Annotated in this window: 16 protein-coding genes; 6 read left to right on the top strand and 10 right to left on the bottom strand. The window is 54.0% G+C overall.

Going from position 1 to position 18,863, the window contains the following annotated elements:
- Nucleotides 1-49 precede the first annotated feature (49 nt).
- Nucleotides 50-2,836, bottom strand: a complete 2,787-nt coding sequence (locus tag QOR60_RS01910; RefSeq protein ID WP_283581669.1) for a helicase C-terminal domain-containing protein — start codon at nt 2,834-2,836, stop codon at nt 50-52.
- 185 nt (nt 2,837-3,021) lie between these two features.
- Between QOR60_RS01910 and mvk the strand changes: the two genes are divergently transcribed.
- From mvk to fni, 4 genes are read left to right on the top strand one after another with little or no spacing between them, the layout of a single operon-like run.
- Entirely contained in the window at nt 3,022-3,969 is a 948-nt protein-coding gene (gene mvk / locus QOR60_RS01905; protein WP_283581668.1) for a mevalonate kinase, read from the top strand.
- Nucleotides 3,966-4,943, top strand: coding sequence for a diphosphomevalonate decarboxylase (gene mvaD, locus QOR60_RS01900; RefSeq protein ID WP_283581667.1), 978 nt, complete (start codon nt 3,966-3,968; stop codon nt 4,941-4,943). Before mvk ends, mvaD begins: the two co-directional genes overlap by 4 nt.
- A gap of 21 nt (nt 4,944-4,964) precedes the next feature.
- Entirely contained in the window at nt 4,965-6,047 is a 1,083-nt protein-coding gene (locus QOR60_RS01895) for a phosphomevalonate kinase (RefSeq protein ID WP_283581666.1), read from the top strand.
- Nucleotides 6,044-7,084, top strand: coding sequence for a type 2 isopentenyl-diphosphate Delta-isomerase (fni, locus tag QOR60_RS01890; RefSeq protein ID WP_283581665.1), 1,041 nt, complete (start codon nt 6,044-6,046; stop codon nt 7,082-7,084). The genes QOR60_RS01895 and fni overlap by 4 nt, the downstream gene beginning before the upstream one ends.
- Before the next feature lie 114 nt (nt 7,085-7,198).
- On the opposite strand, the gene QOR60_RS01885 is transcribed toward fni, so the two are convergent.
- The 5 genes from QOR60_RS01885 to QOR60_RS01865 all read right to left on the bottom strand — a co-directional run bounded on the left by QOR60_RS01885 (nt 7,199) and on the right by QOR60_RS01865 (nt 12,838).
- The gene (locus QOR60_RS01885; protein ID WP_283581664.1) at nt 7,199-8,590 is read right to left on the bottom strand and encodes an RsmB/NOP family class I SAM-dependent RNA methyltransferase; all 1,392 of its coding nucleotides are present in this window, start codon (nt 8,588-8,590) and stop codon (nt 7,199-7,201) included.
- Between the two features lie 12 nt (nt 8,591-8,602).
- A complete protein-coding gene (locus QOR60_RS01880) occupies nt 8,603-9,580 on the bottom strand; it encodes an ABC transporter permease (protein ID WP_283581663.1) in 978 nt (325 codons plus the stop codon).
- A 15-nt stretch (nt 9,581-9,595) separates the two neighbouring features.
- Nucleotides 9,596-10,375 (bottom strand): alpha/beta fold hydrolase, encoded by a 780-nt coding sequence (locus QOR60_RS01875; protein ID WP_283581662.1) that lies wholly within the window; start codon nt 10,373-10,375, stop codon nt 9,596-9,598.
- Nucleotides 10,376-10,501: 126 nt separating this feature from the next.
- The gene (gene bsh, locus QOR60_RS01870; RefSeq protein WP_283581661.1) at nt 10,502-11,452 is read right to left on the bottom strand and encodes a choloylglycine hydrolase; all 951 of its coding nucleotides are present in this window, start codon (nt 11,450-11,452) and stop codon (nt 10,502-10,504) included.
- 63 nt (nt 11,453-11,515) lie between these two features.
- A complete protein-coding gene (locus QOR60_RS01865; RefSeq protein ID WP_408612527.1) occupies nt 11,516-12,838 on the bottom strand; it encodes a conjugated bile salt MFS transporter in 1,323 nt (440 codons plus the stop codon).
- Between the two features lie 264 nt (nt 12,839-13,102).
- Here QOR60_RS01865 and QOR60_RS01860 point away from each other — a divergent pair, with 264 nt between their 5' ends.
- Nucleotides 13,103-13,843, top strand: a complete 741-nt coding sequence (locus tag QOR60_RS01860; RefSeq protein WP_283581659.1) for a sulfite exporter TauE/SafE family protein — start codon at nt 13,103-13,105, stop codon at nt 13,841-13,843.
- A gap of 170 nt (nt 13,844-14,013) precedes the next feature.
- Complete coding sequence (locus QOR60_RS01855; RefSeq protein WP_283581658.1) at nt 14,014-15,363, top strand: NCS2 family permease; 1,350 nt, start codon at nt 14,014-14,016, stop codon at nt 15,361-15,363.
- A gap of 71 nt (nt 15,364-15,434) precedes the next feature.
- Here QOR60_RS01855 and QOR60_RS01850 read toward each other — a convergent pair whose 3' ends face one another.
- From QOR60_RS01850 to QOR60_RS01835, 4 genes are all read right to left on the bottom strand, one after another.
- On the bottom strand, nt 15,435-16,637 hold the full coding sequence (locus tag QOR60_RS01850) for an MDR family MFS transporter (protein WP_283581657.1): 1,203 nt from the start codon (nt 16,635-16,637) through the stop codon (nt 15,435-15,437).
- A gap of 27 nt (nt 16,638-16,664) precedes the next feature.
- Nucleotides 16,665-17,483 (bottom strand): metallophosphoesterase family protein, encoded by an 819-nt coding sequence (locus tag QOR60_RS01845; RefSeq protein WP_283581656.1) that lies wholly within the window; start codon nt 17,481-17,483, stop codon nt 16,665-16,667.
- Between the two features lie 140 nt (nt 17,484-17,623).
- On the bottom strand, nt 17,624-18,169 hold the full coding sequence (locus QOR60_RS01840) for an ECF transporter S component (RefSeq protein ID WP_283581655.1): 546 nt from the start codon (nt 18,167-18,169) through the stop codon (nt 17,624-17,626).
- A 109-nt stretch (nt 18,170-18,278) separates the two neighbouring features.
- Nucleotides 18,279-18,863, bottom strand: coding sequence for an AAA family ATPase (locus tag QOR60_RS01835; protein ID WP_283581654.1), 585 nt, complete (start codon nt 18,861-18,863; stop codon nt 18,279-18,281).

Raw genomic sequence — 18,863 nt, 5'->3', positions numbered from 1 at the left:
CGTTCAAATTCCCTTCGATTATAGCACGCCGTCCGAGCGCCCACCAACCTCATTTTGCTGAGTGTTGCGCATAAAATGATGCCAGTTGGTCGGTAAGTTGCCGCACCGAACACGTTTTAACGGGGAGCGAATCCGGCCAAGCCTTCACGAAGGCCTTCCCGTACCGCTGCGTAACAATCCGACTATCCAGGACAACCAGCGCCCCAATATCGGCCGGTGTCCGGATCAGCCGCCCCAACCCCTGGTTCATCCGCTGTACCGCACGGGGCAGGGATAACGTGACAAACGGGTTATGATGGTTGGCTTGCTCCCGGGCATACCGCACCTGGTTTAACAGGGTGGTCGGTGATTCAAACGGGAGCTGGGCAATAATCAACAGCTCAAGCTGGTCCTTCGGGAGATCAACGCCCTCCCAGAACGTCCCGGTTCCCAGCAGGATCGCCCCTTCGTTTTTCGCCAGTACGAAGCGTTTCTTAAGTTTGGCAACGGTGCCCGTTACGCCCTGCGCCATCACCGGCCGCTCGCTGGTAATCCCCACGACCCCAAGCTGGGCGTACACCGCTTCGATTACGGCCAGTGAGTTAAAGAGAATCAGGGTTTGCCGGTGTTCCTGCCGTAAAACCGGCGCCAGGCTCGCCACCAGTTGCTTGGCATACTCCGCCCGGCCGACATCCCGGACAGCCGGCATATCCTTCACCAGGAACGCAGCCGCCTGGTGGGCGTAATCAAACGGCGCCTTGTAGTGGTAGAACGTCACGGCACCCGGCAGGTCATACGTCTCCTTAGTTTGTTCGCGGTTGCGGAGCGTCAGGTTTGCTCCTATCAGGAGAACCTGCTGGAAAAAGCGGTAGACTTGCTCATTCAGGTAGCCCGTCGTTGACGCAATCCCGACCACGAGCCGCAGGTGGGCGTTCGGATTATCGGCCGCCTGTTGAAGCGAAACCATCGCGGTCGCCTGCAGGTCTTCCAGGTACGTAAGGTCAAACACCCGCCACGGAAGAAGCGCCGTAATCAGGGCGCCCCCGGTTTCAAAAAGCGTATTCAAAAACTGTTGTTCTTCGGGCGTAAACTGGTGCTGCTGGTCAACCACGTTTAACCGGTGGCGTAGCCGGGCCAACCCCGTGTGCACCCGCACCGCCGCTTTGGTAATTTTACTAATCGGCCCAAGGTGCCCCTTTACAAACCCGGTAAAGCGCCCAAAGTTTAGGGTCATTGCCGGGAGTTGCGTGCCGTCATCCCGCAGGGTGAAGTTATCAAGCAGGGCCTCCCGGATTTCTGGCACCTGATGGTCAATCACCCGCACGTCCGCCCGTAAGGCCACGTATTCCGCCCGGCTAATTCCGTTTTCCCCGATAAAATCACGCAGGGCTAACGACTCGTGCGATTCCATCAGGGTCAGGGCGGTGTCCGCCGCAATCTTGATTGCATCAAAGTCCAGCTGGACCGCCGGCTGATTCAGTACCGTATCAGGAAGGTGTTGGGCTTCATCCACGATTAAACGCCGGTCCATCGCGGCAAACTCCGCCGCGTGCTGAACAAGGTACGCGTGGTTGGTGATAATCACCGGAACGTGCTGTTGTTCCTCAGTCTGGCGCACGAGGAAGTCCTCGTTATAGAACGGATCATCCGCCGATAGGCTATCAATTCCGTGGTGGCGGATCTGAGCAAACAGCGGATCCTGCTGCTGCGTTAGGTGCAGCTCGTCAAGGTCCCCGGTCGTTGTTTCACTCAGCCACACCAAAATCTTCATTTGAAGAAGCTGGCTGTGCTCGGAAACGGGCTGACGCAATGTCCGGGCAAACCGGGCAATGTCAATGTAGTGGCTATTTCCCTTCAGCAGCATTACCGGAAGGGGTTGTTCTGTTAGCCGCGCCACCACCGGAAGAGCTTCCTGAAGTAGTTGTCCCTGTAAGGTTGTCGTGGCGGTGCTAATCACAAACTTGGCCCCGGTACTGGCAGCGTACGTCACCGGCAACAGGTACCCCAACGTCTTTCCGACTCCAGTGGGCGCCTCAAAAAGAGCCGTTGTGTCCTGCGTTAACGTCCGAAAAACATCGTTCATCATCCGCGCCTGTTCGTGCCGGTAGTCAAGCTCCCCCTTGAACAAACGCTCCTTCTTCCGTTTTGTTTTGGGGTACTCCAGTGCCGTTAATGCGGCCGGTTGCGGGTGCCGCCGTAAAATTAAGCCTCCCACCGCCTTTTGGTTCCGATGGGGCCTAGTTCCCGCATGCTGCTGATAGTGGGCAGCGGCGGTAAAGCACCGCCCGGTTTCATAAAGCAAACACCGACTCAGGGCCGCTAACCGTTGTACGACGCCCCGGTCAAGGGAGCGCAGCCGCCGTTGCAGTTTAATGAACAGCCGGGCAGTTACGGCCGCATCGCTATCAGCCTGGTGGGGATGCCGGTGCGTAATTCCGAGTGCCCGGGTCAGGTCGCTTAGCCGGTACGACGGCTGGGTCGGAAACAGAATCTGTGCTAGCTGAACCGTATCAATTCCCGACAACGTGAGTGGCGGGTACCCGACACGTTCAAACTCCTGACTCAGGAAGCGGTAGTCAAACTGGATGTTGTGGGCCACGAAGGTTGTCCCCGCCAGTAACTCATAAATCGTCCCCGCAACGTCATCAAACAATGGGGCGTTGTCCAGGTCCCGCTGCTTGAGGTGGGTTAACCGCAGCACCTCCTGGTCAACCCGCTGTTCGGGATTGACTAGCGTGGTAAACGCCCCCGCCAGCCGGTTACCCTTCACAAAGGTACAGCTAAACTGAATAATCCGGTGGTGCCCGTTAAGCTTTGTTCCTGTTGTTTCTAAGTCCACGACCGCGTACGTCGTCATTCCAGCCACTTCCAGTTAAAAGTTCATCTAAATCCGATAATTATTCTGGTGATGATTATACCATGCTCCTTCCCGATTCAGGGAATGGAGGAAAATGTTGTCGTTCCCCGACGGCTCGGGTATAATTTATCTGTATGTCGCTAATTGCGACCAATCAGGAACGTTTAATGAAAGGAAGGGGTACGGTGACACCACAGACGGGCACAAGCAACGCGAAAATTATCCTCGCGGGTGAACACGCAGTTGTGTACGGGGAACCAGCAATTGCCCTTCCCCTGACAACCGTTCAGGCAAAGGCCACCTTCCGGCCACAGACAGGACAAACCACCATTCACAGCTCGTACTACGATGGTCCGGTGGCAACGATGCCCCCGGCAATGAATGGGATTCGCACCCTCCTGGACCAGCTAATGGAAGCGGAAAATTACCGGGACGGGTATGACCTTACCATTGAAAGTGCCCTCCCCGCTGAACGGGGAATGGGCTCGTCCGCTGCCGTTGCGGTCGCCATTGTGCGGGCGGCTTTCCGGTTCTTTGACCGGCCCCTTAACCACCAGCAGCTCCTTACCTGGGCTGCGGTGGCCGAAAAGATTACCCATAAGAATCCGAGCGGACTGGATGCGGCGACCACTGCTAGCACCAACCCGGTGTGGTTAATTCGGGGACATGCTCCCCACCCGCTTCCAATTAACGTCAATGCTACACTACTCATTTGCGATAGTGGTATTAAGGGAAAAACCAGTGCTGCCATCATGCGGGTCAAGGACCACCTTACGAACGATCCCCACACGACCCACCAGCACATCCATGCGATTGGCGCCATCGTGCGAAAAATGAAGGATGCCCTGGCAGCCAACGCCGTCCCGAAACTGGGCCAGCTGATGAACGCCAACCAGGCTGAACTACGCGCACTGGGGGTTAGCACCCCGCAACTTGATAAACTAATCACCCTCGCCCGCCAAAACGGCGCCCTGGGAAGTAAGTTGACTGGCGGCGGGTGTGGCGGCTGTTTCATTAACCTTGTCCCGGATCCGGCGACCGCCCAGCGCCTGGCTACGGTACTTACCGCACACGGCGTTACGGCAACGTGGATTGAACCACTCACCCTCACACAAAAGGAGAATGAAGAATGAAAACGCCCCGGGTAACTGCACGGGCCCACACAAACATCGCCCTTGTAAAGTACTGGGGGAAACGGGACGAAGACCTCATCATCCCGATGAACGGTTCCCTGTCCCTCACCCTCGATGAATTTTATACGGAGACAACCGTCCAGTTTGATTCAAAGCAACAAACGGACCACCTGATTCTTGACGGGGTTACCCAACCAACAACGCGGGTCACCCCCTTCCTTGATATTATCCGGAATCAGGCTGGGATAACGGCGGGAGCAGTGGTAACCTCAACGAATCACGTGCCGACCGCAGCGGGGTTAGCATCATCCGCCTCCGCCTACGCCGCCCTCGCTGCTGCTGCCAGCAAAGCAGCCGGATTAACCTTAAACCGGCAAGATCTTTCGCGGCTAGCACGACGGGGCTCTGGGTCTGCGACGCGGTCAGTTTTTGGCGGCTTTGTCGAATGGCAGGCGGGGACTAACGATGCAACATCGTATGCCGTGCCAATTGACGAGCATCCAACGTGGCCTATCCGCATGGTTACCGTGGTGGTTGACCGGGCTGAAAAAAAGATTGGCTCCCGCGCGGGCATGCAAACCGTGGTCAAGACGTCCCCGTTCTACCAGGAATGGGTGAAAAAAGCGCAGGCAGACCTTGCCGCCATTAAGTCGGCTATTGCCGCACATGATATTCAGCAAACGGGCGCAATTGCCGAAAGCAACGCCATGGCAATGCACGCCCTGAACCTGACGGCCACGCCCCACTTTACATACTTCACGGCGGGCAGCTTGACGGCCATGCACTGCGTGGAGGAACTCCGGGCCAAGGGCATTCCGTGCTACTACACGATGGATGCCGGTCCCAACGTGAAGGTCCTGTGCGAGGAACAACACGTTGCTGCTATTTTGACGGCCCTGCAGGCTCATTTTGATAAAAACGACCTCCTTGTCGCCCATCCGGGACCAGGAGTACAAATTATTCGTGAGAATTAACTATTGGGAGGAGGAACGCCCATGATTACGGCAACTGCGCCGGGAAAACTTTATATTGCCGGTGAATATGCGGTGGTAACGCCAGGTTACCCCGCTATTTTGGTAGCCGTTGATCGCACCGTCACCGTCACGCTGACCCCGCCACAAGCAACGACTGGTACCATCACTTCCGACCAGAACAAACGTGCGCGGGTCACCTGGCAAACTACTCCCAACGGAACAATAACCACAACGCCGGCGGCCCACCCGTTTCCGTACGTCACCGCGGCCCTCGAAATGGTGCTGCGGCTTGCGCAAGAGCGGGGACTGGAAATCCGGCCGGCAAACCTCCACGTGACGAGCACCCTGGACGATGCCGCAGGAAAAAAGTACGGTCTTGGATCATCCGCAGCCGTTACCGTCGCGACCGTTAAGGCGGCGGCCCGCTACTACCACCTTGCGCTCACTAAAACCGCGCTGTTTAAGCTGGCAGCCGTCGCGGCCTACCGGGTTCAGGGCAACGGCTCCCTCGGCGACGTTGCTGCCAGTACCTTCGGCAGCTGGCTTGCCTACCAGACGTGCGACCGGGAATGGTTAATGAAAACGGCCAACCGCGTTTCGGTTAGCCAGTTAATTACGATGGAGTGGCCCCAGCTTAAAATCACGCCTTTGACACCCCCTCCTGCCCTCCAACTCCTCGTTGGCTGGACGGGAACCCCGGCATCGACCGCCAACCTCGTTGCCCAGATGGACCACCACCGGGTAAAGGCGGCGTACCAGCAGTTCCTAACTGCCAGCCGCCAGTGCGTTAATGCGATGATTCGGGCTTTTCAGTCGGGTGACTTACCAGCCATCCAGCACCAGTTAGCGGTGAACCGCACCCTGTTAACTAAACTAGCAGCGGTCAGCGGGATTAACATCGAAACCCCTACCCTCACCCGGTTGGTTGAAATTGCTTGCCGGTTGGGTGCACAGGCCAAGTCGTCGGGGGCTGGCGGCGGGGACTGTGGTATCGCCCTTGCCGACCGCCACGCCCCGGAGACTTCCCGGATTGCTGCGGCATGGCAAGCAACTGGCATCACCCCACTTGCACTACACGTTTACGCCGAGGAGGAGCACCAATGAACCAGCAGGAACACCGCAAAAACGAACACGTGAGCCTCGCTACCAAGCAGTTTCAGGAGGAGACGGCCACCACAACCCGCCTTGCGGAGGTGCGGTTAGTTCCCCAGACCATGCCGGAAATTGGCCTGGACGATGTTGATTTGACCACGACCATTGCGGGACAACCGACCACTGCCCCGTTCTTCATCAACGCAATGACCGGCGGGACACCGGAAACCGGTAAACTAAACCAGCAACTCGCCACTGCCGCTAAGGAAACGGGGATTGCCATGGCAACCGGTTCGGAAAGCGTCGCCCTGCGAAGTGCGGCCGCCCAGCCATCGTTTGCGATTGTGCGCCAAACAAATCCGGGCGGTGTCGTTCTCGGCAACATCAGCGCGACCACTTCCCCGGAGACTGCCCAGAAAGCCGTGGATCTTATTAAGGCCAATGCCCTGGAAATCCACGTAAATGCCGCCCAGGAACTTACCATGCCGGAGGGCGAAACGGATTTCCGGTGGCGGAAAAACATTACGGCCATTGCCCAGCGGGTGAACGTCCCCGTCATCGTCAAGGAAGTCGGCCAGGGCATTGATCCGCGGACACTGCGCATCCTAAACACACTTCCGGTTGCGGGCGTTGATTTAGGCGGCCGCGGTGGGACCAACTTCATTACCATCGAAAACGGACGACGGTCCCACCACGACATGGCCTACCTGGAAGACTGGGGACTGACCACCGCAGAAAGTCTCCTGGTTGCCCGGGAGTTTGCTTCTGGGTTGACCGTTACTGCCACTGGCGGAATCCGGACACCCTTCGACGTTGCGAAGTGCCTGGCCCTCGGCGCGGACAACGTTGGGATTGCTGGCTTCTTCCTGCACGTTCTTATCAAGCACGACCTCACCACCCTGATTCAGACCATCGAGTGGTTTAAGGACCAGCTCAAACGGATTATGGTCCTGTGCGGATGCAAGACAATCGCGGAACTCCAACAGGCGCCGTACTTACTGAGTCCGGCACTGCAACAAACAGTGGAACAACTACTAACAATTAAGTAAGCAAAAAGGTTGGGATTTTACGATCCCAACCTTTTGTAGTCTTTCAATCCAACTATAAATCCTTAAACAAAAAACAGGACGACGGTTCTCCGTCATCCTGTTTACACCACTATTCTACTTATTCACCGTAAACCGGAGGGCCTTCGGGAAGAAGTTCTTCACCGTTCGGCTCACAACCTTGCCAAAAGCGAATGGTTTGCCTTCACACGTCAACAGCGTCCACCCGGCAGGATGCTCCTCATCCAGCGCCAGCACCTGGCCACTGACATAGGCTGCCCACTGATCCGCAGGAACCTCAAGGGTGTGGGCCACTTCCTCCGGACGAATTGCTAGGGCTAACGCGTAGCTTGGCTCAAAGCGGTTCTTCTTAAACGTTCCCAACAGCAGGCCCGGTCGCTGGTACGTTAATCCGCTCAGAACCGGCCACTCGTGCCGGTACAAGTACAGGTACGTTCCGGACACGTACAGGTCAGCGGGAGTAACATTAAAGTCCGGCAGTGTCTCCTGCTGAAATGCCGTCCATAGCCGGAGTTGCTCCTTATTCGGCTGGCCGGAAACCTTGCGCCCCTTCTTTTTCTTCACTCGCCGGGGGCGCTTGGCAACAACCGGTTCAACCGGGCGCGGATCCTGGAGTTTGGCTACAAACTGTCCTTCTCCCGCAAAATGGTGGGTCATCATCCGCACGGTTCCGGTCAGCGCTGCTTCACCACCCGCAAAATCCGGCCGGCCCGCGTCCATTCCCGGATAACGCTTCAACGGTACCACCGTCAGGCCGTATTCATGCATCAGCCACGCAACCACCTGCTCGTCTTCCTCCGGCGCAAAGGTGCACGTTGAATACACGAGCTGGCCGCCCGGGCGTAGGAGTGTCATGGCCGAGCGTAAAATTTCGTGCTGCCGCCGGGCACATTCTGCCGGATAGTCGGCGTGCCAGTACCTTACCGCTGCGGGATCCTTCCGAAACATTCCCTCCCCGGAACACGGGGCGTCAACAACAATTTTATCGAAGTATCCTGGTAACTCCTTCGCCAGGTGGTCCGGCCGTTCATTCAGCACCACCACGTTCCGGGCACCGGTCCGTTCCACGTTTTCCGCCAACACGCGTGCCCGCTTGGCGTTAATTTCGTTACTGACCAGGACTCCCTGGTTGGCCATCATCCCAGCCAACTGGGTTGTCTTGCCCCCCGGAGCAGCACATAAGTCCAGCACCCGCTCACCGGGCTGCGGAGTCGTTGCCGCCGCCACGTACATTGCGCTTGGATCCTGACTATATACGTAGCCGGCCTGGTGTTCCAGGGTGTGGCCGTGCACCTGCCCCGCATACCCGTCAGTAACGTGGTCCAACGGATGCGCTAATGAAACCGCCACGTCCTTGTAATCAGGTTTTAGCGAGTTTAACCGAAAGCCCTTCACCGGCGGGGTGTCAAAGCTTGCAAAGAGGGCGTCCGCCTCGTTTTCCCCGAGTAACCGGCGGTACTTTTCCTTAAAGGCAACTGGTAAATCCATTCCATTCCTCCACTACATCCGCTGCCGGTCCAGCACAAGTGCTCCCAAGGACCGGAAGAAGACCAGGTTAATGCAGTACACCAGGACAATGAAGATCAAAATTCCCGTGTACGTGGTAAACGTGTAGCTCATCGTTCCAATCAACGTTCCGACCAGCGTTCCAATCCCTGAAACCAGAGCAAAGCGGTTGGTTTCATGGAACAATAACCGCGAATGGCTTTCCTTGAGAGCCGTTTTCAGCGTAAGCATCTGCTGCTCGGACCGGAAAATCCGCACAAAGGTGGCGCCAAAGTACGCTACCAGGACTAACATTAACCCCAACAACTGGGCCCAGTGCTGTCCAATCCACGTCGGGCCCGCAACCGTTAGCCGCTTAGAAACAATTGTCCGCACCTTCGTCGCATGCAGGGCCGTTTTCAGGTTGTGCGGATCCAGCTTCTTGCGCCCATCCAAAACAATCCGGTAGTTGCCCGCCTTCATCTTACCGACTGCCCGCTGGGATTCAGAGATAAAAATCTGGTTATCCAACCGGGAATGGTACTTATCCCCCATCACCCCGATAACCGGCATGTACTGGCCGTTAATAAACAGGTACGACTGGTCCTTCGGCGTATACAGCTTCTTCGCTACGTTTTTGCCGACCACGGCCACGCTCACTTCCGACTGCATGTCATTGGGAGAAAAGAACTGGCCGGAAATCATCGGCGGCACGGCGTAGTGCCCCTTCCCGTAGAAGTACGTCACGTTCTTGTGCTGCTTATCCTGGCAGTGAACCTGCACGCTCTTAATGGCGTCATCATCATCTAGCCACTTATTAAACTGCTTCAAGGTCGTCTGCGGCGCCACCGTCACTTCGTACGCATTCTGCGAAAGGTTATGGTTATTTAGCCGAATAATCAAATCCCGTTCCTGAATCTTGTAAAAACAAAAGACCGCCAGGAAAGCAAAAACGGCAAAATACACAATTGAAAGAAAATTCTTTTTAAACACGTCTGTCTCCTCCGCCTACTTTGTTAGGGACGCCGCCACCTGCTTGGCAATTGTTACCGTTGCCTCATACGGTACTTCGTGGCCCACATCCGGCGTTGTTTCCACGGTCACGTTCTTGCCGGCCGAAGTCCGTTGCACCTGTTTGATAAAGTCGAGCGTTGGCTGGGGCGGCACGGTCTCGTCCGCCAGCCCGTGCCAAAAGTGAACGGGCCGGCCCGCTAACCGCTCCGGGTGCTGGGAAAGATCCATTTTTTCAAGCGCCGCCACCTGCGCATTCACGTACTTCTGCGGAACCTGATCCATCCCAGGAACGTGGGCAAGCAGGTAGTGCAGGAACTCCACCGCACGCGGCGTCCCCATGAAGCACCCGGCCGTGGTAATCCAATCGTAGGTTGCTAACAACGCACAGGTCGTAATCCCTCCCATTGACAGGCCGCTCACCGCAATTCGATCATTCTGAATGAGTCCGGCATCCCGGTAAAAGGCAACGACCTGCGGAAACTCCTTGACGGACTGCATGATAATCTGCCAAAACTCCGCCTCGTGAGCGCGGGTTCCCTTTTCATCGGCCCGTTCTCCGTGATAAAGAGCATCGGGCATCACTACCCGCACCCCCTGCCGGGCAAATTCATACCCCTGCGTCAGGTTGTTTTCCTTCCGGCCAGTCCAGCCGTGATAAAACACCACGAGTGGCAGGGCCTTATCCTGTTCATTTGTCCTAGTAAGTTCTAGAACCGGGATTTTCCCGATCCGGCGCCGTTTGATTTCAATCATGGCCGTCGCTTCCTTTGTCATTATTTTTCTCATTGTTAAGCGTACTCCCATTATAGCATTTTCCGGTTTTATCCAGAAAAACGAACGGTTAAGCAAAAACACCACCGCAGTTTCGCTGCGATGGTGTTTTTAATCATCCGGTCCCTTTTAGTAAGTCGTCACCTCAGAAGCCGTCATGTTTGCTTCCGTCAGCTGCGCCGACTTAATCGTAAAGTCGTTTTCGGTGTTGTAGTAGTACGTCTTCGTTGCCTGGGAGTAGCAGCCGGTGTAAACCGTGTACTCGTCCTTGCCGTTCTGGTTCGTAACGGATCCGCGCACCATGGCCACGTTCTTGAGGATGTTGAAGAACTTTGCCACGTTTGCTTTTTCACCAGAAACCGTCGGGTAGTTTGCGTTCAGGTATGCGACCTTAACAAACCGGGAAGCCGGTAAGCTATCGCCCGGTAAGCCGTAACTCCCGGTTCCCACACCCCACGAAGCGATGGCCTGCTTACTCCACGTGCCATCAGCAGCGTCGTTCGGCGTTAAGCCAGCGTAGTTCATCAGGTTCTTAACGTGCCACTCAAAGTCCGGGCTGTTCGTTAAAACCCCAACCTGGTTGTCGTAAACTTGCAATCCCTTATCAGCAGACATTTCCACCGTAATTGCCGCCCTAGCATCACTGATTAACCAGTGCAGCGGAGCAACCGGCATCTGCGGGGCAAACGGCTTATTGACCAGGTTAACGTCCTTTAGTGCATCCTTGACTGCCGCCACCGAATCAAATTCATCGCACACCCACAGCATGAGTTCGTACGGCGTCAGGTTAAGCTTGCCGTCCACCGGTTCGTCACTGAAGTGGGCCAGTTTCGGGAAGTTTAACCCGGCAATGCACAACCCGTCTTCGTTGCAGGCGTCAAAGTACATCGGGTACTTCCCAGCCATAATTCCCATTCCGATGATGGCCCGTTGGGATTGCCGGTCATCCCGGAACTTATACGGTAACGCGTAGTTCCGCGGCGTTACCAGCACCTTTTCACCGTATGATGATTCGACGTCCAGGTTCCGGCCGTAAAACAAGTTTCCCTGATCATCAGTAAAGCGTAATCCTGTACACATAGTAAGTCCTCCTTTAACGGAAAAACCACGTTGGTCTTTCTCCCCGTGGTTTTTCCAATTATTCTATTCCTCTGACTGTGTCTGGGCAGCAATAACCTTCTTCTGTATTGCCTTAATCCGAATAACCGCAATGATTAACAGGATAAAGCCAATCACAACGCAGGCCATCATGACGTACCATGCCATCTTGAAGTTGGCGATGTCCTTGATTGCCCCGAAGAGCGGTGCTCCAATGGCAAACCCGATGGCGTACGCTAACCCAACAAGTCCAAGCATCACTCCCTGTTCCTTCTTCCCAAAGAGGTCCTTGGACATGAAGGCTGGACCGGACATGTAACTGAAGACGGCCAGGCCACAGAAGATGGCATAGGCAAACCCACACAACCGACCAATTCCGGAGTTGTACGGCTGGAAGGCCACGATAATCATCATGGCAATCGAAATGACGTACATTACCCCGGCAAACGTCATGGCCTTGGCAGTCCCGAGTTTGTCAAACAGCACACCCCCGCAGACGTTTCCGATTAAACAGCCGACCCCGTACAGGGAACCAACTAACCCAACCGTGGTAAACGGTAACTGCGTCTTTAGGAAGGCCGCGTAGTCTTCGTTTAATGATGCTAATCCTAATCCAATAATCAGGAAACCGATGCTGAAGACCCAGAACCACTTCATCTTCAGGACTTCCTTCATGGTCCATCCTTCGAAATCGTTGGCTTCCTTCTGGGCAGCGGCGGCCTTCGCCTCGTTTGCTTCGGCAGCAGTCTCAACAATTTCGTTCTGACGAGGCGTCCGGATAAACAGTGTAATGATAAACCCGACGATTAACAGCGTTGCCGCAAAGATAAAGAATGGCTTTTGCGGCGTGCCAAAGAACTTCAGGACCTTCGCCGTAATCGGCTGCAGGAAGATGTTTCCGATTGAACCCCCACAAAAGGCAATCCCAAGGGCCGTTCCCCGTCCCTTGTTCGGGAACCAGTGGTTAATAACCCACGGAACACCCTGGCCAGAGAAGAACGTTGACCCGGCCATGCAGACGATGGCAGCAGCATAAAATTCTGGTAACTTTGAACTCAACCCGAAACACAGGTATGCAAGGGCGGAAAGAACAATCCCAATAAAGTACATTACCTTAAAGTTGAACTTTGCCAACCCCTTCCCGATAAACGGGGAAGCAATGGAAGCGGCAACCGCCCCAAACGTAAAGATCAACGTGTATGACGCCAGCGTAAAGTGGAACGTCTTAACCACGTACGGTACGAATAATGGCTGAATATTCTGCGCAATTCCGTACGGCACAGCCTGGGTGAACATACAAAGGAACACCATGAAGTACTTGAAGCCGTTGCTAACTGGCTTTTGCTCCAAAGTTGTATCCATAATCATCACTCTCTCTTACTAATAATAGTCATGGATTATTACAAGGCCTTTTCAATCCACCCTTAGCGTATAATGCTGCTCCCTAACTGTACAAAATAAACGCCTCCTTCCCAGTAATCTTACGGTTACCGCAACCATCTTTGCGCTTTCGTAATTATCATGACATTTCCTTAACTATTTTCATTCACTGGACATTTACCGACTCCGCCTTGAGTCTTACCCTAATTAACGCTAAACTGAAAACGGTTAAATATAACGAAGGAGTTTATGATGGTTATTTTGAATTTTATGATTATTGCCCTGATTACGTTTGCTGCCGCCCTCGTCCAGTGTACGAGTGGGTTTGGTTTTGGCATGGTCTTTATGGCGGTAATTCCCGCCATTGGGCTGATTGATTACAAGGAATGCGCCGTGATTTCCATTATTGCCAGCATGGTGCTGCAATTTTTTGCGATTATTCGGCTGTGGCGCCACATTAACTGGAAACAGGTGCTGCTCCCAGTGATTCCCGCCTTTATTTGCGGTGCCATCGGCGTTCACGTCATGGTGGGCCTTCCCCAGCACACAATTGATCTGATTTTGGGAATTTTCCTGTGGGTCTTGGCGGCGTACATGATTTTTATTGCCCCCCGAATTGTCCTTCCCCGCAACGCCGCAACGGGCCTGACAGCCGGTGCGGTCAGTGGGATTATGGGCGGTCTCTTCGCCATCAGTGGGGCGCCGATTGCCGCCTACTACGACGCTGTGGTTGATGAACCGCTCGAGTATCAGGGAACCATCCAGACGTTCTTCTTTATCACGTCCATCAACCTGATTGTTAACGACTTTTTGAACGGAAACCTCACGGTCGCAATGGGAACCCCAACCATCATCGCGATTATCGCGTGCCTTTTAGGAACATGGGTGGGATTAAAAATCATGCAGCGGCTTTCCATGACCGGGGTGCGGCGAATCACTTACTGCGTGATGTTAGTTGCGGGATTGTACTACCTTGCAAAGGGCTGGCTTTAATTAATTCTTTCCAAGAAAAGCCGGACGTTCTTCGCTTTTACAATGCGACGAACGTTTTTTATTGCCTATTTTGTGCGATTTGTTCGTATATAACGAACATTAAGCTTGCATCGTTCGCCAAACGGTTCTATAATCATAACCGAACAAATGATATGGAGGTTTCATTATTTATGGATAATAATGCGAACAGTTCTGCTACTTGGCGAACAATCGACCGGATATTCCACCTTACCGATAACAAAACGACGGTTAAGCGGGAAGTTCTTGCCGGGATCACAACGTTCGTCTCGATGGCATACATTCTCTTCGTTAACCCGAGCATTCTTGGCCAGGCAGGCATGAACAAGGGTGCCGTGTTTACGGCAACCGCCCTTTCTGCCATTATTGGCTGCCTTTTAATGGGGGTTCTTGCAAACTACCCGATTGCCATTGCTCCGGGATTAGGTGACAACGCCTTCTTCACCTTCTCCGTGGTTTTAGCAATGGGGATTCCGTGGCAAAAGGCCATGGCCGGCGTCTTCGTGGCGTCAATCATCTTCGTGGTTCTTTCCCTCATGAAAATCCGGGAATTCGTCATTGACGCCATTCCGCGGGACCTCAAATTAGCGATGGCCGCCGGAATCGGAATTTTCATCGCGTTTATTGGCCTGCAGGAAGGTGGCCTGGTGGGCGCTGACAAATCTAACCTCGTCAGCCTTGGATCACTGACCCACCCAGCGGTATGGTTAACCATCTTCGGCATTTTCGTTATTGGGATTCTGATGGCCCGTAAGGTTCCGGGATCAATCTTCATCGGAATGGTTCTGACCACCATCGTGGGACTCTTTACCGGGTTAATTAAGGCCCCGCACCACTTCATTTCAATGGCACCGAGCCTGAAGCCAACCTTTGGCGTAGGGGTAACCCATATCGGCGCCCTGATAACTGATCCCCAGCTATGGGCCGTCGTGATTGTCTTCTTACTGGTGGCCTTCTTTGATACCGCTGGAACGTTAATCGGGCTTGCCCAGCAGGCCGGGATTATGAAGGGCGACAAGATGCCGCGGATGAACCGGGCCCTGATGGCCGACTCCGTTTCAATGTTAGCCGGCTCAATTATGGGGACCACCCCGACGTCCGCTTACGTTGAATCTTCTGCCGGGATTGCCGTCGGTGGGAAGACCGGGTTAACGACCGTTGTTGTTGCCATCCTCTTCGTTGTCAGCATGCTGTTCTCGCCACTTTTGACAATGATTACGGATAACGTAACGGCGCCAGCCCTTATCATTGTTGGGGTGCTCATGGCCTCATCACTGCGGGAAATCAACTGGGATAAGTTTGAAGTTGCCTTCCCGTCCTTCTTGACGTTAATCGGAATTCCGCTGACGTACAACATTTCATACGGGATTGCCTTTGGGTTCTTAACATACCCAGTCATGATGACGGCTGCCGGAAAGATGAAGCAGGTGCGGCCAATCGTCTGGATCCTGATGGTGACGTTCATTGTACTTCTCACTATCATGAACGTTCTTCCGCACTAACGAGTTTAAAAAACGAGCGCAAAGTAAATGAGCTGCGACTTAACCGTCACAGCTCATTTGTTTTTTCAAATTTATTCCCGGGTTAACTGCTGGCGCCGGGCAATTATAACCAGCGCAACTAACAGCCCCAGAATTAACGCTGCCACCGAAATAAAGAGAACCGCGTAATTTCCGTGGTCAACCAGCACGCCCCCATACAAAGGCCCGACAGACCGGCCCACTGACATTGCAATGCTTGGTAGGCCCTGATACTTCCCCCGCTGACTGGCTGGGGTAAGTTGATCAATCCACGCTGGAACGGCTGGCAAACTCAACATATCGCCGACAGTTGCGATAATAAACGCCAAAAGAATCATCCAGAAGTTGTGGGCCCCCACGAGCATTAAAAACGAGACCCCGAAGAGAAGAACCCCGCTCTCAATCTGGTGGTCAATCCGGATTCGCGCCCCCAACACGTTGACGAGTGGCTGACAGCAAATAATCATTAGCCCGTTAAAGGTCCACAAGAAACTGTAAAATACAAAGGGAATCCCAAGGTGCGTCATGTGCGCTGGCATAATGCTTTCCCAGAGCGCATAACCAAGGTAAACACTTGCCAGGCACGCACATGCGACCAACACGACAGATTGGTTCCGCCGATGCTGCGGCGCTGATAACTTCACGCCCCGCTGGTGCCGGGGACGCCGTTGCCGCCGTAAAATAATCGGTCCCCGAAAAGCCACGATACATACCAGCAATAGCAAACCATACGCCCCGGTCGCCACCGCAAATACAAGCGGCGCACTAATCGGTAACAAAACGCCCACTAGGAGGGTTCCAAAAACAATTCCCAGGTTAACCGCAATGTACAGGGTGTTAAACGCGGCCCGCGCTCCCTGCCGGGCGGTTGCTGCAGCGTAGGCATTCACCACCGTTGCGATGATCCCATCAGCAAACGCGTTAACAATTAGTAAAACCGCAAACCACGGCCACGAGTGGTCCCAGATCAAAACTGCCGTTGAAAGCACCGCCAAAATCGCCGCTCCAATTAGAGTCGGGTACGGCTTCCAGTGGTCAAACAGCCGCCCTCCTAACAGGTTACCGGCAACCATCGCAATCGAAACAAGTAACAGGACAATTCCCGCTACCGTAAGCGACCGGTGGAGGTATTCGTTAATGTAGATTGTGATTAACGGCCATAAAAAGGCAGCCCCGAGCTGATCAAGCAGCGTTGCCATAAAGACCGCCCGGAATGATAACTGATGATGATCGTGATCCTGATCTGATGTATCCATTTTTAATCCTCCTAAAACTAATCCTTCCTAATGCGCCTGTTGATCGTAACCCCGCTCGTGATTAATCCGAGCTAACAATTCCTGGTCGTGCGTATGAACGCGGCCCTCAAAGAGTTGTTCCCGGTAAAGGTCGGCGTATGGCACCGCGCACTTTTCAGCCCGTTGTGCCTCAGCCTCATGGTCATAATCAACCCGGCGAAAATCAACGGCCGGCCTGCCCTGCTCATCAACCGTTAAGATAACGTACTGTGCACGTAAATCCCGCTGTAACCGCGGCCAGGCATCAAAGGGTTCACCGACCGACCCCGGATTCACTACAAGTTGTTCGTGATTTGTATAACGGAGGGTGGCGTGATGAACGTGCGCGTACACTGCCATGTCAGCCTGGTCGTCCGGAACGAGTTCGTCAAAATTATCCTGCGGGGCAGTGGGATACAACTTTTGCCCAAAATTATGGTACGGCAGGTTGTGGCTAATATTAACGGTTAACCCGTTAACTTTCTTGGTGGTTGCGAGTGGCCACCCCGCAATTGTATCCAAAATTGCGGGGGTTAACCGGGCCGCCGTATAGTGCGCTAAGACGCTAAAAAAACGCCGGCTCGGTTTATCAATGACGAGCTGATCGCGGGCGCCATTGACCAACAAGTCATCCCAGTTTCCTCGCACCATTACCGTCGGGTGCATAGCCATCACCTGCGCCCACATTTTCTGAGCGCCAGGTCCGGGCATAAACAAGTCCCCCACAAACCAGTACTCGTCGACTCGCTGTGTTTGACTGTCCGCATACATTGCCTGGAAAGCCCCAACGTTACCGTGAACGTCGGAAAACACCGCAATTCGTGTCATTACACCCGTTCCCCCTTAAAAAATTCGTTACTCTTATTATACCAGATTTCGTGAATTCATCAGGCAACCAGCGCCTTTATAAAAAACAACGCCTCACCCCTTGGTAAGTCGTTGTACTAAATTCCTGTTTGTTCTTTATCTTAAGCGCGTAAGTGGTGAATCACCCGGTAAAGGATTATCCCAAACAGCGGAACGGTAATCATCATCGCAATTCCCGTGGCCACGCTGGCTGGCACGGCCGCAACCCCCATTGCCAGGGCAGTATTAAAGTGACTCCCCACCATTAGGGCTTCGATTACGTACCGAAGATAACCACTAATCATCTTAGTGATTCCCGTGGTAATTCCCAAAACAATTAACCGGGAACCCTTCATTGAACGTCCCAGGGCATTAAACGTAAGCGTTGCAACGCCGCCAACCATTAAGACCTCCATCACGGTGAGGTACGCGTGAGCCGCGTACCCGTTGAGGAAATCGAACAATACCAGCCCAATTAAGCCGGCGATTATCCCGTACTTAAATCCCAGGAAAATCATTCCGATAACGACAAAAGTAAACCCTAAATCAATAAAAGGATGTCCCACCGGCGAAGGAATATGAATTTGCATCATCGCCAAAACATAATCAATCGCCGCAAACACCGCCGCAAGCGTAATGTTCCGAACCTGATTAGTACTCCTGAGCATCGTTAAGTGCCTCCCTTTTCATATTTTCTTTCTACATGTTGCTACCACGTGTAGCATACCACGATTTACCGAAAGTCCGCTACGGAGATCACTTAATTTCACCAATAGTTCACAAAAAATACTTTCCAACACTACTCCCGGCAAGTTGAGCTGCCAAATCATCGCGGAAAACAACGCCAGCCCGTTCCTCGTACGCTAACCGTAACCGGTCCTGGTTAGTGTATAACAGGACTTCATCCGCCACCTGCTGGACTGTTTGGAGGTTAGCAATTCCCCGGGTAAACCGGGCCTCAACGTCTACCTGGCTGCCCCCAAAGCCACCCTGTTGAAACCTTGCGGTAACCCGCTGTAAGGCCGTGGTCGCATCCGGAACCAAGACGCCGATTAACCGCACTGTCATTTTATACTTATGGGCCTGCGCAACAAGGCGAAGGGCCGTCCGCGCCGTTCCGCCGAGGGGCGTTTCCCAGGTGACTGCCTGGTGGGCCGCCAGTTGTTCCCCCACCGCACGCCGGGCTGCCATGACCGCGGTCATCCGGTCATTCCCCCGCCGCCAGTTACCATGCGCGTGCCGTAAATAATCATCTGCATCAACAATCACGTCACCCGCAAACAATTGCGCCTGCCGTTGTCGCAGCGTCGTTTTGCCCGCACCATTCACGCCTGCTAAAACCGTTAACCGCACATTCTTCAT

It is taken from the genome of Ligilactobacillus hohenheimensis, from assembly GCF_947381805.1.
Lineage (GTDB): Bacteria > Bacillota > Bacilli > Lactobacillales > Lactobacillaceae > Ligilactobacillus > Ligilactobacillus hohenheimensis.
The sequence above is the reverse complement of the archived record's forward strand: the minus strand, read 5'-3'. Positions and strand labels throughout refer to the sequence as shown.

Coding starts and splice junctions, on each gene's coding strand:
- QOR60_RS01910 (WP_283581669.1), bottom strand. CDS start 2,836: ATGACGACGTACGCGGTCGTGGACTTAGAAACAACAGGAACAAAGCTT.
- mvaD (WP_283581667.1), top strand. CDS start 3,966: ATGAAAACGCCCCGGGTAACTGCACGGGCCCACACAAACATCGCCCTT.
- QOR60_RS01895 (WP_283581666.1), top strand. CDS start 4,965: ATGATTACGGCAACTGCGCCGGGAAAACTTTATATTGCCGGTGAATAT.
- fni (WP_283581665.1), top strand. CDS start 6,044: ATGAACCAGCAGGAACACCGCAAAAACGAACACGTGAGCCTCGCTACC.
- QOR60_RS01885 (WP_283581664.1), bottom strand. CDS start 8,590: ATGGATTTACCAGTTGCCTTTAAGGAAAAGTACCGCCGGTTACTCGGG.
- QOR60_RS01875 (WP_283581662.1), bottom strand. CDS start 10,375: ATGACAAAGGAAGCGACGGCCATGATTGAAATCAAACGGCGCCGGATC.
- bsh (WP_283581661.1), bottom strand. CDS start 11,452: ATGTGTACAGGATTACGCTTTACTGATGATCAGGGAAACTTGTTTTAC.
- QOR60_RS01865 (WP_408612527.1), bottom strand. CDS start 12,838: ATGATTATGGATACAACTTTGGAGCAAAAGCCAGTTAGCAACGGCTTC.
- QOR60_RS01860 (WP_283581659.1), top strand. CDS start 13,103: ATGGTTATTTTGAATTTTATGATTATTGCCCTGATTACGTTTGCTGCC.
- QOR60_RS01855 (WP_283581658.1), top strand. CDS start 14,014: ATGGATAATAATGCGAACAGTTCTGCTACTTGGCGAACAATCGACCGG.
- QOR60_RS01850 (WP_283581657.1), bottom strand. CDS start 16,637: ATGGATACATCAGATCAGGATCACGATCATCATCAGTTATCATTCCGG.
- QOR60_RS01845 (WP_283581656.1), bottom strand. CDS start 17,483: ATGACACGAATTGCGGTGTTTTCCGACGTTCACGGTAACGTTGGGGCT.
- QOR60_RS01840 (WP_283581655.1), bottom strand. CDS start 18,169: ATGCTCAGGAGTACTAATCAGGTTCGGAACATTACGCTTGCGGCGGTG.
- QOR60_RS01835 (WP_283581654.1), bottom strand. CDS start 18,863: ATGAAGAATGTGCGGTTAACGGTTTTAGCAGGCGTGAATGGTGCGGGC.